General features: G+C 29.0%; 13 protein-coding genes. 2 read left to right on the top strand and 11 right to left on the bottom strand.

The window, feature by feature from the left end; genetic code table 11:
* Nucleotide 1: 1 nt before the first annotated feature.
* The 6 genes from IMX26_RS16600 to IMX26_RS16575 form a co-directional block, all read right to left on the bottom strand.
* On the bottom strand, nucleotides 2-517 hold the full coding sequence (locus IMX26_RS16600; protein WP_195159473.1) for a hypothetical protein: 516 nt from the start codon (nucleotides 515-517) through the stop codon (nucleotides 2-4).
* A gap of 121 nt (nucleotides 518-638) precedes the next feature.
* Nucleotides 639-1,244 (bottom strand): CPBP family intramembrane glutamic endopeptidase, encoded by a 606-nt coding sequence (locus IMX26_RS16595; RefSeq protein WP_195159472.1) that lies wholly within the window; start codon nucleotides 1,242-1,244, stop codon nucleotides 639-641.
* A 103-nt stretch (nucleotides 1,245-1,347) separates the two neighbouring features.
* A complete protein-coding gene (locus tag IMX26_RS16590; protein ID WP_195159471.1) occupies nucleotides 1,348-4,146 on the bottom strand; it encodes a protein kinase in 2,799 nt (932 codons plus the stop codon).
* Between the two features lie 209 nt (nucleotides 4,147-4,355).
* Nucleotides 4,356-5,291: a DUF4179 domain-containing protein gene (locus IMX26_RS16585; RefSeq protein WP_195159470.1), complete on the bottom strand. Its 936-nt coding sequence runs from the start codon at nucleotides 5,289-5,291 to the stop codon at nucleotides 4,356-4,358.
* Complete coding sequence (locus IMX26_RS16580; protein WP_195159469.1) at nucleotides 5,288-5,776, bottom strand: sigma-70 family RNA polymerase sigma factor; 489 nt, start codon at nucleotides 5,774-5,776, stop codon at nucleotides 5,288-5,290. Before IMX26_RS16580 ends, IMX26_RS16585 begins: the two co-directional genes overlap by 4 nt.
* 290 nt (nucleotides 5,777-6,066) lie before the next feature.
* Entirely contained in the window at nucleotides 6,067-6,927 is an 861-nt protein-coding gene (locus IMX26_RS16575; RefSeq protein WP_195159468.1) for a hypothetical protein, read from the bottom strand.
* A 480-nt stretch (nucleotides 6,928-7,407) separates the two neighbouring features.
* On the opposite strand from IMX26_RS16575, the gene IMX26_RS16570 reads away from it, so the two are divergent.
* Complete coding sequence (locus tag IMX26_RS16570; protein WP_195159467.1) at nucleotides 7,408-8,058, top strand: CPBP family glutamic-type intramembrane protease; 651 nt, start codon at nucleotides 7,408-7,410, stop codon at nucleotides 8,056-8,058.
* Nucleotides 8,059-8,098: 40 nt separating this feature from the next.
* Here IMX26_RS16570 and IMX26_RS16565 read toward each other — a convergent pair whose 3' ends face one another.
* Nucleotides 8,099-8,848, bottom strand: coding sequence for an MBL fold metallo-hydrolase (locus tag IMX26_RS16565; protein ID WP_195159466.1), 750 nt, complete (start codon nucleotides 8,846-8,848; stop codon nucleotides 8,099-8,101).
* 115 nt (nucleotides 8,849-8,963) lie between these two features.
* On the bottom strand, nucleotides 8,964-9,341 hold the full coding sequence (locus IMX26_RS16560; RefSeq protein ID WP_195159465.1) for a cytidine deaminase: 378 nt from the start codon (nucleotides 9,339-9,341) through the stop codon (nucleotides 8,964-8,966).
* Nucleotides 9,342-9,685: 344 nt separating this feature from the next.
* Between IMX26_RS16560 and IMX26_RS16555 the strand changes: the two genes are divergently transcribed.
* Complete coding sequence (locus tag IMX26_RS16555) at nucleotides 9,686-10,327, top strand: flavin reductase family protein (protein WP_195159464.1); 642 nt, start codon at nucleotides 9,686-9,688, stop codon at nucleotides 10,325-10,327.
* 355 nt (nucleotides 10,328-10,682) lie between these two features.
* On the opposite strand, the gene IMX26_RS16550 is transcribed toward IMX26_RS16555, so the two are convergent.
* From IMX26_RS16550 to gdhA, 3 genes are all read right to left on the bottom strand, one after another.
* Nucleotides 10,683-11,531 carry a hypothetical protein gene (locus tag IMX26_RS16550; RefSeq protein ID WP_195159463.1) on the bottom strand — a complete coding sequence of 283 codons (849 nt, stop codon included), beginning with the start codon at nucleotides 11,529-11,531 and terminating at the stop codon, nucleotides 10,683-10,685.
* Nucleotides 11,532-12,222: 691 nt separating this feature from the next.
* Complete coding sequence (locus tag IMX26_RS16540; RefSeq protein WP_195159462.1) at nucleotides 12,223-13,014, bottom strand: metallophosphoesterase; 792 nt, start codon at nucleotides 13,012-13,014, stop codon at nucleotides 12,223-12,225.
* A gap of 239 nt (nucleotides 13,015-13,253) precedes the next feature.
* Complete coding sequence (gdhA, locus tag IMX26_RS16535; protein WP_195159461.1) at nucleotides 13,254-14,597, bottom strand: NADP-specific glutamate dehydrogenase; 1,344 nt, start codon at nucleotides 14,595-14,597, stop codon at nucleotides 13,254-13,256.
* Between the last annotated feature and the right edge of the window lie 438 nt (nucleotides 14,598-15,035).

The following is a 15,035-nucleotide window of genomic DNA, read 5'->3' as shown; positions in this document are numbered from 1 at the left end:
CTTAGTTAATAAGTATTCCTTCAAACAAACGAGTTGCTCGTGTAATATTATTGCTATTGCGATAATTTTTTTTGCTGATTAGTAGGTTATCTACCCCATTTTCTATAGACACTAAGTAAAATCTGTATCCTATAATAAAGAGCAGTGGATTAACAAAGCGCATATTAGTGAAATACACAATTATCATTATTAATGTTATAAAAGCAAATAACATGGTATTATTTATGTTGATGTTTTTAACCACTAAAGTAACAAAGGGTAATATGTAGCTTACAACATAAACAAATAAGGCTTTACTATCGTCTTGAACACCAGTAACCTTTATGGTGTAAGAAATGCATTTATTTTTACCAATAAAGGTTATTACATAAGCCATAACTATAAAGGCTAAGCTTACTAACAAAGATCTCAAAGCATTGTTATAGTTTTGCTGCTGATACATAACAAAAGAAAAGGCCAAACCAACAGGTGCAAAAGAAGATAAGTAAAAAACTAATTTTAAGATATTGCTTAACACCACACCAACCCCTATATTTGTTTATACTTTTATTATAACAATTGATATAACTTGCTATCAACCAAATATTTCTACATATACAAACGCTAGGCCATAATTAAAAGCCCAGCGTAAAAATTATTTAAATTAATGCTACTAAACTGGCTATAAAGTTAGATATGCCGTGTAATAACCAACTTGATATTATTGACCCTCCAGATTGTTTTTCATTAATCCAGCCACTAAACCAGGCACTTACACTAATTAACAGGGTTATGAGTATAGCTGTTATTAAACCTACTAATTTGTAAAATAAGATTCCATGCAATACACCAAATATAAAGCACTGAATTATATTACCTAGTTTAAACCCAAAACGGCTTATCATTCTTTTTGCTATAAAACCTCTAAACAAGATTTCTTCAGCTAATGCAGTTTTTACAAATGAAAACAGTAATGCAGCTATTATGTATATTACCCCTGTACCCTCTATATTAGTAGTTGCTGAGTTTTGGTTAAGACTTGGGCTGTATTTAACTAGCATTACAAAAATTAATGAAAATAAAATTAAAGCTATAAAAACTAACGCGTATTTTTGCGTATTTTTTATTTTGATTTTGTGTAAACCCACAAAGCTAAAAAAGTTAGTGGTTTCTCTATAAAATATTAACCACCATATAAACGGGACTGCTGAAAAAATAACTAAATTAATTAAAGCCTGTACTAATGAGTTAACTACTATTGTCATTTTGTTTTTCTCCCTATTTAAATAGTATTCTATTATTAGCCCTGTATATAGCTATAAGTATATTCTATTATAAAGTAGGCAACTTAATATGTTAATAGTTTTACTATTCAATAGGCTTTATTATTTTTTTACAAATCCATCCTTTGCCTTTTTGGGTTTCAACGTAATACCAAACTCTACCTTCATTATCTTGTGTTTGTTGGTTTAAGTACTTTAATTTTTGATCTTTAGATACTACAAATAATACCTGCCCAGTGAGTGAGCCTTTATCTCTTACATTGGCTTTAATTTTTGGCTGATAGTATACGTATGTTTGTGCTGTTTTAAGCTGTAAACCTGTAACTTGCTGAAATTTTTGAATATATGTTGGCAAACTGCCACTAGTGTATATAGCTGAAATAATTAAAACAAATATCACTAAGGCATATTTTAGTTTTACTAAGGGCATATTTGCTTTATAAATTATTGTTTTTCTCTCATTCAATAGCCTATTTATGTTTAATAACTTTTGTTGTTTATGAACAAAAAGTTCACCACTATTATCCTTAATATGATTAAAGTAATGTTCAATTTTTAGCTTGTTATTATTAAGGTATTCATCTGTAAAAAACTGTTGTAGTTGTTTAATTTGGGAGTTAATAGCTTTATACTGTTTTTTATAATTAAGCCAAACTACTGTTTTACCTATTTTGTGCACACTAAATAAACATAAAACTAATAAACAAATATATAATGAGATAACTGTACTAGAAGTTGTCGTACTAAAAATGTTTTTGGCAGACCATAAATACCTAGTTGCTATTAAAACTGTTATAACTGAAATCAACATTTTAAATACTACTAAAATTTTTGGTGTAAATATAACTTCTCTTCTTTTAACAAGTAAAGCGTTATCTTTTTTTATAGTAGATATATTGTTATGGGCAATTTTTTTAGCCTCTTGAGACCATTGTTGAATGTGCTCTTTAATTTCGTTTTGCTTAGAAAACTCTAGAGGACTATTATTTACTAAATTATTCTCTAGGTTTTTAGCTGTAATAGGGTATTCTTTTAAGCCATATAGTAAAGGATTATTTTGATATAACCCTAAAAATTGCTCAAAATATTGGCTTAGTTTTAACTCATTTTGTTTAAGATTAGCTATACAAAGCTCATTATTAAATTGTAAAGTAGTAATGTTTTTTAATAACTGGAAAGCTTGAGAGTTTATAAAATTGTACGAGTTAAGGTTTTTATATAGGTAATATTGCTTTGTTTTACTTAATTTTATGATATATAAATCACGTACAAGCTGTTTATTAATAACACAGCTCTCTAAAAGAGAAAATATATCTATTTGATTCTTTTCAAAACTTTTTAACTGCTCTATAAAACCTAATTGCTCTAACCAAGTTAAAAAGTACAGGCTCTTGTTTAAGATATTAACATTAGTTTGTAGATAATTTTGCTGCTGTTTTAAATATATTAGTAAATCGTTAAGCTTATAAAAGCTTTTATCTTGAAATTTAAATTGACTATTATTTGTTAACAAGTAACTTAATTTTAAATAAGCCTTAACCTTATTTGTTTGAGCTAGTTTTTCAATATACCTTACACTGGCTATTTTACTTGCATTAAATCCTTTTATTTGCATATAGTGAGATAAGACTTTACTTTGTAACATAGTCAGATATCTTTCTTGAATTGTTGGCAATTGAGAATTAATTAATGTACCTAAATCTTTTAGTGTCTTAAAGGTTTGTCCTCGCCAGCATAAAGGCAAATCTTTGTTAAGTATATAAAGCAGTTTAAACAATCCTATATCTTTATTTTTTTCATTAGTGCAATCTATACACTTAGATACTAGGTCTTGACCATGCTGTTTTAAAAAGTCTTGTATTAGTCCCCGGTACAAATGTTTTTTAGCCTGCTGCCAGCTATGAGCTAAGCCTATAGCAAGTTCACCTAAGTTAGTATAACTATTTGCCTCAAATACATAAACATTTTGGGGTTTTATATTATAGCTATTTACTAGTTTTATAGGATTTCCTTTTAACCATTTTACAACCTCGTTGTATCCCCAACGTTGTGTTCTATCTTTTAGGGTAAGGCCTTTTATTAAGTAGGCTAGTGAAAGCTCTACTGTTTTGGGTATTTCAATTGCTTTATTTAGGGTATTAAACACTATTTGCTGCTCTGTCATATTTAAAAAGGGGCTTTTTCCTAAAGCAAGATGCAGTATGGTAATACCAAAAGCGTAGTAGTCTGACTCCTTAGAAAAATAACCATGTGCTGTTTCCGGAGAGGCATAACCAAGTGTTCTTGCAACCGAGGTATATACAACGCTATTTTCATTCTTTAAGGTTGTACTTATACCAAAGTCGCCTAAAATTACTTTGCTTTTAGTATCGTTAAAAAAAATATTATTAGGCTTTATATCTCTATGTAAAACTCCTATTTGGTGAATATCTTTTAATCCTTCATTAATGCAAGGTATTATTAAATTTTTTAGGGTTTTATAATCTATTTTTCCTGCCTGTAATAAATCTCCTTGATGGTAGTAAGGCATTATTTCGTAAAAACGTTCGCCCAGCCAGCCCTCTTCTAAAATTTTAATAACATAATTTGAATTAACATTGTTTATACGCTTTGAGATTTCTTGTTTATGTTTATGACTCTTAAAATATATTTTGGCAACATAGTTTTGATTATTATATAAACACAAGTAAATAGCTGCTTCTCCGGTATTGTTAGAAAGTATATCTATTAGCTGATACTTGTCATTAAGTACTAATCCTGTATTAAGAGGTTCATGGCTATTATTTTCATAAACTGTTTTATTGGTGTTATGATCATACACAGTATTATTACTCAATATAATTTTCGAATTATTTATGTTGTTATTATATTTATTTTCAGCCATGTTACAAAACCCTTTCTTTACTACTTGGTAATAAAATAAGTAAAAAAATTTTACAAGTAATTTAGTTTACTCAAAGCAATTTTAATCTACTATGTTTTATAATAAGTTTTTATGAAATATTTGTAAAGAAGGATTTATAATTAACATGTAAAAAAACATTTAAACCAATTAGGGACATAGTATGTACCTTACCATGTCCCTAATTGCTTTTATTGTATGATATAGTCTTGATTATCTACTATTACTTTTGTTAACTTATTCACATCAACTATATTAGGAAAACTACAAAAAACAGTTGTTGAGTTATTTTGCTCTTTATCATCTCTATAACCCGTCATAGTCATTTCATCGGGACCACCATCCCAAACAACAACTTTTTTATTATTCTCAAACACTAATGTTACCTGAGGATTTGGTATTTGGTGTTGTACTTTGTTTTCAAAACCTTCTACCATTAAACCAATTTGAGAAACTGTTATTTTTTTGGGTACATAATCTGAGTCTTTATAATACTTACTATCAATATTTATTGTTTTGTAGTTAAGAGTACTTTTTGTAGGAATATTTAATACTAATTTTTCATTAACACTCAATTTAACAATGTCTGTTAGCTTATTACTTAAGGCTACAGTATTAATTAAAAAGTACTTAGTGTCTTCAGTATCGTGTTGCTTTAATTCTTTAACACCATAGGTGTATGCTATAATTCCATTTTCTTTTCTTTGCAGTTTAATATTTTTTTTCATAGAATCTAATGTTGTTATAAGCTCTTTTTTATTAGCCTTAATTGAAATTACAGATGATAATCTATAATCATCAGCTAATACAGCCTCTAAAGTTACAGTATAATTGTCATTCTTTACAGTTAATATATCTTGATACACATCTTCTTTTACTAAATAAATGCTCTCACCAAAATAGCTTTTAAAATATTCAAGTTTAGTTACTCCATACACCATAAGACTACTAAAAGCTATAAGTATAACAGCTATCATTGGAGCAAATGCTCTTTTTTTCTTTACATTATTATATGTTTTCATTTTTTTTACCTTTCTATCTTCTTCATATATTACAGAATTTAAAATTCTTTGCTTTAAATTGTCACTTGCTTTTATTTTATTAAAATCATTTAAGTTATTTTTCATACTAACCCTCCTAATTCTATTTTAAGAAGTGACCTACCACGACTTAATCTGGTTCTTACAGTGGCCTCTTTCATACTAAGTTTTTTTGCTATTTCAACTGTTGAATATCCTTCATAGTAATATAAGTAAATAATATCTCGGTATTTAAGGGGCAAGTCGAGAACTTGCTTTATAACATCACTACCAAAGTAATTATCTGTTACCGTAAAGTTATCCTCAAAGATTGATGTCATTCTCTTCCACCAAGACTTTACGTTATCTTTAGCTGCGTTTTTGGTAACTGTAATTAACCAAGCTTTTATATGCTCTTTATCCCTAAACTCTATTTTTGAATTAAAAAATTTTATAAATACCTCTTGTGTTATATCTTCTGCATCGGAAATGTTTTTTACATACATGTATGCCAATCGTAAGACCATATCTGAATAGTCTTCAACAATTTTATTAATGTTATTTATATTTTGATATATATCACTTCTGTTCATGTTTTCCTCCTTGCACCATGTACACGATTGAAAAAGGAAATATGTTTCATTTATTTTCAAGTAATTATTATTTTTTTAACTTTAGTAAATCAAAAAATACTGATTTAAATAATATCTTAAATCAGTATTTTAACATTTATATTCACTTAAAGAAACTTAACTACTGTTAGAGAATAAGGCAATTATTTATTACATGGTCATAAAAAAAATACTGACTAAAGCTATTTAATATTATGCTTTGGCCAGTATTTATTATAACTGTTTAAAGTTATACTTTAAGGATTGTTGTTCTATTTACCTACTAAAATAGATATAACAGGACTAGTATAAAGTTTCTCTCCGTCTTTATCTATTACATCTGTTAAATCAATTTTTAGTTCTTCATCTGTTTTTATTTTTGGTAGATATATCTTAAGCTCTTTATCTGTAATCCATTTATAGGTTGCATTTAGTGAATCACATGCTTCTTTAGCTTTTTTTAATGCCTCTGCTTTGTCTATATCGTTATTAAACTGTAAATAAAAAACTAAACTAGAATTCTCCTGAACATTAATGTAATAGGTGTTGTAAGTACCGTCAAAGAACAATGGGTTTGACTTACTTTTGTTAACAGCTTTTACAAAGGTATGTGGTTTCATTTTTAACTTGATAGTTGAGTCTTCTTTTAAGGTTTTTCCAGAAACACTTTGAATAGTTTTTGGAATTTTAATTTCGTACTCTTTGTCTTCTGTTGCTTCAACCGAATCACTTACGGTTATTTCTAATTCATCTTTAGTAATTTCAACCTTTAAGTCTATGTTGGGGTTAGCTTTTTTAATTATTTCTTCTATAGATGTTTTGGATGCCAAATTATTTGTGCTAATGTTCTTACCTGTAGGTAAGTTTTGACTAAACTTAATTTTAGCTACTAATTTTTCACCAAAATACTCTACTTGTTGACCTTCATATTTTAATTCTAAGGCCTTTTCAAATGTTACTCTGCCTGTAAAATTAACCTGATTCTCTAAGTTAATAGTTTCAATTTCAAACTCTTTATTATTCACTACTGGTGGTTTATCTGACTTTGGTGTACAACCTGCAAATAAACTAAGAGTTAAGGTTAGTGTAGCAACTGCTATAAGTATTTTCTTGAATGTATTTATGGTAATCACTCTCCTATTTTATGTCTGTTTTTATATACCCAACATATCTAAATTTTAGACGATAGTTTTTACACAATGTTTCAGTTTTTTGAGATTAATAATGATTAATTATTAAATTTATTTTAGCATAATTTAGTCTATATAATGTGCTAAAAATGACTTACTAAAGTAAATAAATACCTTATAATTTCACAATAAATTATACCTTATTCATGTGGCATTTATGTGAAATATAAAACAAAAAACTGTAGTTTTGTATCTTCACTTATTTCATGTTACAACCATAACTAGGCTTTGTCAAAATTTTATTAGCATATAATTCCTTCATTACACAAAGTTATTATATTATTTACCCTAAATTATGTAATAATTAGCATTATGTTATAAGGTTTTAGTTGTTTTTTTTGATTCATATATATTATTGTATTAAACAACAAATAATAGTTAGGTAGCAGTTTTTAACCCTTAGTAAGGAGGGTATTAATTAATATGAAACATAAAACAATAACATTAATTTTGGTATTTGGTATTGTTGTTGTTCTTTTAGATTTAGGTTTAGCTGGCGTTGTTTTTATTAAAAAGGCAACTTTATCGCAGAGTATTTCTGATTTTGTTATTGTAGTTTTAGCTGGTATAGTAGGTTATTTATTAGCTAAACACACAGATCTACCTATTTGGTGGAGGCTTAATAAAAAAAATCAAAAAAGAAACATCATAGTTTTAACTGTTATGGCTGTTGTGATAGTTGCAGTTAATAGTTATGTTAATATAGCTGCTTATATAGGTAATAAGAGCCAACTCTTTAAAGCCCAGCCTCCTCTTGAGTTACTAGATCCCCTAAATGCAGTTTTATACTCTTTAAGATCTGCATTAACAGAGGAGCTTATTTTTAGATTTTTAATGATATCTATCCTGGTATTTATGTTACAGTATTTTGTTAAAGAAGCTAAACTACGAAGAGCTATAAGTATTTTTATGGCATCTTTATTGTTTGCTTTAATTCACCCAATATTTATAATTCCATTAATAGTTGGTATGTTACTAAGCTATATGTATGTTAACTACGGTTTAATGCCCGTGCTTGCAGTTAATTTTTTAGCCAATGTTATACCATTTGTATATATAGCCCTAAGTAAGTAGTACTAGGGCTATATTCTTATAGTTGATACAATAAATCTTTTTAGTAGCTTTTTTTTAATGCCTGTAAATTATATAGGTGTTTTTGCTGTTGGCTTGCTGAAGAAAAGCTCATTTTTTTATTACTAATTAGTTTTTTTAAATAATCTATGCAACTTATTATTACTTTATTGTTGGTAACTGGGCCATGTGACTGAACTATAAATTGAGCATTATAGGTTAGGTAGTTCTCTAAAGTTGTAAGGTACTCATTAAGATTGTCCCAGCATATAAACGAGGGAAAAGGATCATCAATATTGTCTGCTACAAATAAAACATTATCCCTAATATCATAACATGAGCTCGAATCATTGGAATGACCAGGGCTGTAAAAGAATGTTAAACCCTCTTCTTTTAGCTCATAACTATTGCTAAACAAGGTATTGGGCAATATTATTTTTACTTCTTCTTTAGCAAAAGCAATATTATTTTTTATATCCTCATCGCTCTCATTGACCATGTTTTCTTTACACAAGTTATGGGCTATTATTTTACTATTTTTAAAAGAAATATTACCCCATACATGATCCCAATGACTATGGGAGTTAAATACTATATAGTTCTTATTACCATAATTATTTACGAGATATTGTTTAATATCCTTCATATAAAATTTTCCTAAATACGTATCGCAAATAATAAAATTATTTTTACCTACAATAACATACACGTTAGTAATGCAATTATAGGGTGGTTTGTTAAGTTCATTAAAGGTAAATAATAAACCTCTATTTGCTACCTTAATAATTTTCATTTGTCCACCTGCTTAATGTTAGTTATGTACTATACTATACCATAATTATTACCATAAATATGGTATAGTTATTACAGATACTTAAAACAAACAATGTAACCTATTTTGCATTATTCTACACCCACCTATAAGGTAGTAAATCTTTAATAGTAACTACTTTGTCTTCAGAAATTAATACCTCACAGTCTATATTTTCATCGTTAATTTGGCTTATGAACTCACGGCATCTACCACAGGGTGGTACGATATCTTTGCGATAATGTACAGAAACTAGTTTAACTATTTTTGTTTCGCCTGCTGTTATCATGCTTGCAATAGCTGCATGTTCTGCACAAAATCCCATTCCACTTGGAGTATCTATACAAACACCAGTATAAACATTGCCATCAGCAGTTAAAAGTGCAGCAGCTACTGAACCTGCAAAAGACTTTTGGGATATTTGCCTAGGGTTTAAGGTTTTTATTGCTACCTCATGTAATTCTTTAAATGTCATTATGAAATCCTCACTTTAAATCTAACTTTACTATGTACAATAAATTGTATGATAAACACTACTATTTATTAACTCATAATTATATTATACTTTAAAAAATACAAGCTTATATTACAATTTTTATATTAGTTTAACTGTCGTATATTGTTGAATTTTATGGTTATTTGGAAATTACTGATTAATATTAATTATGTTTACTAAAGGTGTTTTTGCTTTTTATATTTAAGTATACTTTAATACTTAATAAAATCTGCAAACACTTGTTTGTTATACTGATTTCTGCTAATATATTAATACTAAACAACTATTTATAAGTTTAGGTTAGTTTCATGAGGTGAAAAATAATGAAAAAAGAATTTTTTAATATTCCTGAAAGCTTTAAAGAACAATGGCCTGGTGAGTTTAGTTTGTTTTCATGGCAAGACTATTTAACAGCTATACCTACACCTATTTTTTTAATTACTACGTATAAAGATAATGGCAAACCTAATGCCTGTTTACAATCATGGTCTTCGTTTGTAGGAGATAATGGTGAGTTTTTAGCCATAATTGGTTCTGTTTCTAAGACAGGTCATCTATACAAAAGCATTACTGAAACTAAAGAGTGTGTTATAAATTTTCCTACCATAGACTTATATGATAGATGTGAGGCTACCATAAATAACAATGAAGACTCAGACAATGAAATTATTAAAGCTGGCTTTACAAGTGAACCGGCCAAAACAGTTAATGCCCCTCGCATTAAGGAGTGTTTTTTAAACCTAGAGTGTGAACTACTATGGTGCAAGGATCATTATGAGGGTAGTAAACATGTAACTATGTGTTTAATTGTTAAACACTTAGCTATGGATGACACCTATTATGATGAGAATAAACGTGGCCGTTACGGCAAGAGTGGCTATATTTATAATATTAACAGCCCCAGGAACCCCCAGACTGGTGAGCAATACGCTAATAAGTTTGGTGCTATCACACCCTATAACTAAGCCAAGGATTTAGAGGATGCCCAATCTCCGCGTTACAAGGAATTTTTATATGCATAAAAATTCCTTGTGCCTTGACCTAGAACATCCTCTTAATCCTCAATCTTATTTATAAGCTAAGATAATCACTTCGTGAAAAATCACAGAAAACATTTTCAGCAAAATCCACTTTATTTTTGATATGATATAAAACTAAGTTGTAATGATTTCTCTTCTATTCTCTTCTGGAGAGATGACCACATACAATAAAAGATTTTTCGCAAGAAAAATTACCATAACTCTTAATTGCTTTGATTCTTCACTCTTAATTTGAGGGAAGCAATTAAACTCAATTCATTAATGGAGACTTAGCGCCCTATTAATTCATAATATCAATGTTTATTATTGGTGTACTCCATATATTATTACCGTTAGAATCTAAAACATTTAATAGATCTATGCTTTCTGTAATGCACTGTTGTATTTCATGTAAAGAAATTTCAAGCTCTTTATCATTAATCCATTTGTATTTTGCTTTGTATTTATCAAATGCCTCTTTTACCTTCGCAAGTACACCATCTTTATCTACATCTTTATTAAATTCTATAATAAAACTATAGTTTGATCCTTTTCCTAAACTACATGAAAAGGTATTAAATGTACCATATGTTAAAGGATTTTTTTCATCTTTACTAATAATTTTAACATCTACATGAGGCACTACTTTTAGTTTTATCACTTGCTGGGTATCAAGTGTTTTTTTAGCCATACTCATTAATTTTTTAGGAATAATTATGTTGTATTCCTTTGTTTCACTTGAATTAATATCTTCACTGATTCCTACTCTAATTTCTTTGTTATTAATTGCCCAAATATTAATTTCTACGTCTTTATTGGCTTGCTTAATAACATTATTAACCTCTTCATCAACAAGAAGTTGCATTTCACTTGATGATTGTAAATCTGTAACGTCTTCAGAAAATGTTATATTTGCAAATATTTTCTCTCCATAAAGAGTTACTCTTTCATTACTATAAGTCTCACTAACAGCTGTAGTATAAGAATTTCGACCTAAAAAATTGACTAAATTTTCAATCTTTACGCTCTCTATAACTAAACTTTCTTCATCATTATTTACGGATGCCTGTTGCTGACATCCAATAAAAACAAATAAGAAAAGAGTTAGTAGTAAAATAAACTTAACAATGCTTCTAGACGACCTATTCATTTTTTCACCAAATTTCTATGTATTTATATTACGCTTAATAAGCATAATACCACTTCTATACTTTGTCAATATGTGAGAAAGGGTCAATGATTATAAATAAAAAGTTTGGTGATTTGATTATAAATATCTCTTTATGAGAATGTTTAATATTATATTTTTATTTACTATTTGTTACAGAAAAGCTCAGGTAGACATGTGGCGCATTCTAGGTGTTTAGAGCTCAACATGTATCCAACTGCATTCCCACTTATTGCTCCGTTATACCCAGACCACTTTTCCTTAAACTTTTGCAAATTGTGGTATTAAAGCTTTCTTACAGCATCTTCTATCCAGTTAAACCGTCCATAGATATTATAATATATATCTTGTACACCTTTTATCTCTTGAAAGATATTTAACCAATAATGTGCACTTTTACTTTATCTATCCATACACCTAAAATATCCTTCTTATAATCGTACCCTAGATGTTAATGCCTTCTTTAATTTAAATCTACAAATATAAATGGATAGCAATGGTTAAGGCTTCTATTTTGCCATTCTATTACTCGATTCATTATTTTATCAGTAATATTACTTATTGTATCGTGCTTGTAACCCCATACATTTTGTTAACCACTACCAAGTAAATATAGTAATCAAAAAAATACTCCGACTACAGCAATGACTATCACCCTATAGTGCTTCAACTACTACTGTAACAGTTCTATGATTGTTATCTCTGGAAGACTATTAACTCTTAAATTTAATCTTGATGTGCCTAAGCCTTTGGAGATATTTACTTGCATATTATTAGTATATTTCATTCCTATATGATATTTATGATAATTGTTTTTGATTTTTTTTAAGATAGGCAGATTAATTTGATTGCCATGCGTATGCCCAACTAATAGCAAATCTGCTTGTATTTTATACTGCTTGATAAAACTTAAAATTCTTGGTGAGTGGGCTAATAGTATTTTATAACTGAATTTTCGATCATTAATGCCATTATTATATTTTTCTCTGCCATATATGGAGTTATCAAATCCCCAAAAGAGTATTCTTTTTTTGTTAAAATCATGCACAAAAGGTTCATTAACTAAAACCTGTACCTTGTCATTATTAAAGTACTTTTTTATGCTTGCACTTGTTAAAAAACTTACTGTGTTATTAGGCATTTTGTATTTTATTCTCTCATAATTACCTAGTACAATTAAGGTTTTGTAAGTTACATTAACTTTATTTAGAGCATCTCTAACCAGCCTTCTTTGCTCATAATTATTAGCCAGATCACCTGTAACTATTAAATAATCTAGCTTTTGGTTATTCAGAATTGTAGTTAAATCTCCATTAAGGAATTTTAATTTACCATGAATATCTGATATATGGGCAATTTTTAGATATTGGGGTGAGTTATATAATTTAACTTTTGATATTTTTAGGTAATGGGTATTAATGATAATATAGATTATAAATAACAAGATTATAAGTATTACAATCATTTAAAGCTCCCCTTGTAAAATATTATATCTATATTAGCATTAAAGTTATAATTTTTCTATTATTTTACTAGTTTAACTTATTAAAAGGGAGCATTGCCTTAATAATTTATTATTTAATAATGCTTATAATTAAAATACCCACCTAAAATATAGCAGGGAGATCCCCTTCAGGGTTTATTAACATAACAAAAAACCTCGGCCTAAACCGAGGTTTTAATTATTTATTTATAAATGATCTCTTAGTAGTTACCTTGAGCCATCATAGCTTCAGCAACTTTTTTAAATCCAGCAATGTTAGCACCAGCAACTAAGTTGTAGCCTAAACCAGTTTCTTCGGCTGCTGTCATAGCATTGTTGTGAATATTAATCATAATTTGACGTAATTTCTCGTCAACTTCTTCTCTTGTCCAAGACATTCTTAAGCTGTTTTGAGACATTTCTAATGCAGATGTAGCAACGCCACCAGCGTTAGCAGCTTTACCAGGACCTACAATAACGTTATTCTTTTGTAGATAAGCTAAGGCATCATTTGTTGTTGGCATGTTTGAAACTTCAATAACATATTTAATTCCATTAGCAACAATCTTCTTAGCATCTTCTAAACGAATTTCGTTTTGAGTAGCACAAGGCATAACGATATCTACTTTACGACCCCATGGCTTTTCTCCTGCGAAGAATTCAACGCCAAATTTATCAGCATAATCTTGAACTCTATCTCTACCAGAAGCACGCATTTCTAGTAAATAATTAATCTTTTCTTCACCAGTAATTCCGTCTGGATCATAAATGTATCCATCAGGACCAGAAAGTGTAACAGCTTTACCGCCTAAATCGCTAATTTTTTGAGCAGCACCCCAAGCAACATTACCAAAACCAGATAATGCTACGATTTTACCTTCAAAAGTTTCACCTTCGTGTTTTAGAACTTCATTAGCAAAATATGTTGCACCAAAACCTGTAGCTTCAGGTCTTACTAAGCTACCACCATAAGGTAGTCCTTTACCAGTTAAAACGCCATTCTCAAAAGCGCCTCTAATTCTTCTATACTGACCGTATAGGTATCCAATCTCTCTTCCACCTACACCAATATCACCAGCAGGAACGTCTACGTCTGGACCAATGTGTCTGTAAAGTTCAGTCATAAAGCTTTGGCAGAATCTCATGATTTCTGCATTAGATTTACCACGTGGATCAAAGTCAGAACCACCTTTACCGCCACCAATTGGTAGACCAGTTAAAGAGTTTTTAAAGATTTGCTCGAAACCTAAGAACTTAATAATTCCTACATAAACTGAAGGATGGAATCTTAAACCACCTTTGTATGGTCCAATAGCTCCGTTAAACTGTACTCTCATACCACGGTTAACTTGAACGTTACCTTCGTCATCAACCCAAGGTACTCTGAAAAGAATTTGTCTTTCAGGTTCTACAATTCTCTCTAAAAGATTTGCTTCAACGTACTCTGGATGTTGCTCGATAACTGGCTCTAATGAAATTAGAACTTCCTCAACCGCTTGCAAGAACTCTGGTTCATGTGGATTTCTTGCTTTAACCTTTTCTAAAACTTGTTGTACGTAAGACACTTTAAAAGCCTCCCTTTGTTATATATATTTTTATATAATTTGGCTCACAATTAAGAAATTTTACTAATGTAAAATTTCACGATTAAAGGTTATTTAAAACCTTATTTTGGGTGAGTGGATACTGCATACACGAGTATCCCAAAAGAAAGAGAGCATTCTCATACTCTTGTTCCTACTGGAATAATAACATACCTTATTTTTTTTGTAAACACATGTCACAATAATATGTTTTATAATATTTTAACTGACTTTTGATTATTGTAATAGAGCATTTTTTAAAGCCTTAGTTTTATTTTTTATACTAGTTATTTAAGCTATTTATTAAAAGCATGATTCATAAATTTTATGTTGTAATTATAATATATTTAGTTTATCATTTTATTTTATAGAATACTGCTGTTTACCAGTATACCACTGTTTTATATGCTTTCAAATTAA

The sequence above is a fragment of the Clostridium sp. 'deep sea' genome (assembly GCF_014931565.1).
GTDB lineage: Bacteria > Bacillota > UBA994 > PWPR01 > PWPR01.
Note: the sequence above shows the minus strand (reverse complement) of the source record. Positions and strands in the feature narration are given on the sequence as shown.

Bases quoted from the DNA above. Each gene is read 5' to 3' on its own strand.
- IMX26_RS16595 (WP_195159472.1), bottom strand. From the start codon at position 1,244: ATGACAATAGTAGTTAACTCATTAGTACAGGCTTTAATTAATTTAGTT.
- IMX26_RS16590 (WP_195159471.1), bottom strand. From the start codon at position 4,146: ATGGCTGAAAATAAATATAATAACAACATAAATAATTCGAAAATTATA.
- IMX26_RS16585 (WP_195159470.1), bottom strand. From the start codon at position 5,291: ATGAAAAATAACTTAAATGATTTTAATAAAATAAAAGCAAGTGACAAT.
- IMX26_RS16580 (WP_195159469.1), bottom strand. From the start codon at position 5,776: ATGAACAGAAGTGATATATATCAAAATATAAATAACATTAATAAAATT.
- IMX26_RS16570 (WP_195159467.1), top strand. From the start codon at position 7,408: ATGAAACATAAAACAATAACATTAATTTTGGTATTTGGTATTGTTGTT.
- IMX26_RS16565 (WP_195159466.1), bottom strand. From the start codon at position 8,848: ATGAAAATTATTAAGGTAGCAAATAGAGGTTTATTATTTACCTTTAAT.
- IMX26_RS16560 (WP_195159465.1), bottom strand. From the start codon at position 9,341: ATGACATTTAAAGAATTACATGAGGTAGCAATAAAAACCTTAAACCCT.
- IMX26_RS16555 (WP_195159464.1), top strand. From the start codon at position 9,686: ATGAAAAAAGAATTTTTTAATATTCCTGAAAGCTTTAAAGAACAATGG.
- IMX26_RS16550 (WP_195159463.1), bottom strand. From the start codon at position 11,531: ATGAATAGGTCGTCTAGAAGCATTGTTAAGTTTATTTTACTACTAACT.
- IMX26_RS16540 (WP_195159462.1), bottom strand. From the start codon at position 13,014: ATGATTGTAATACTTATAATCTTGTTATTTATAATCTATATTATCATT.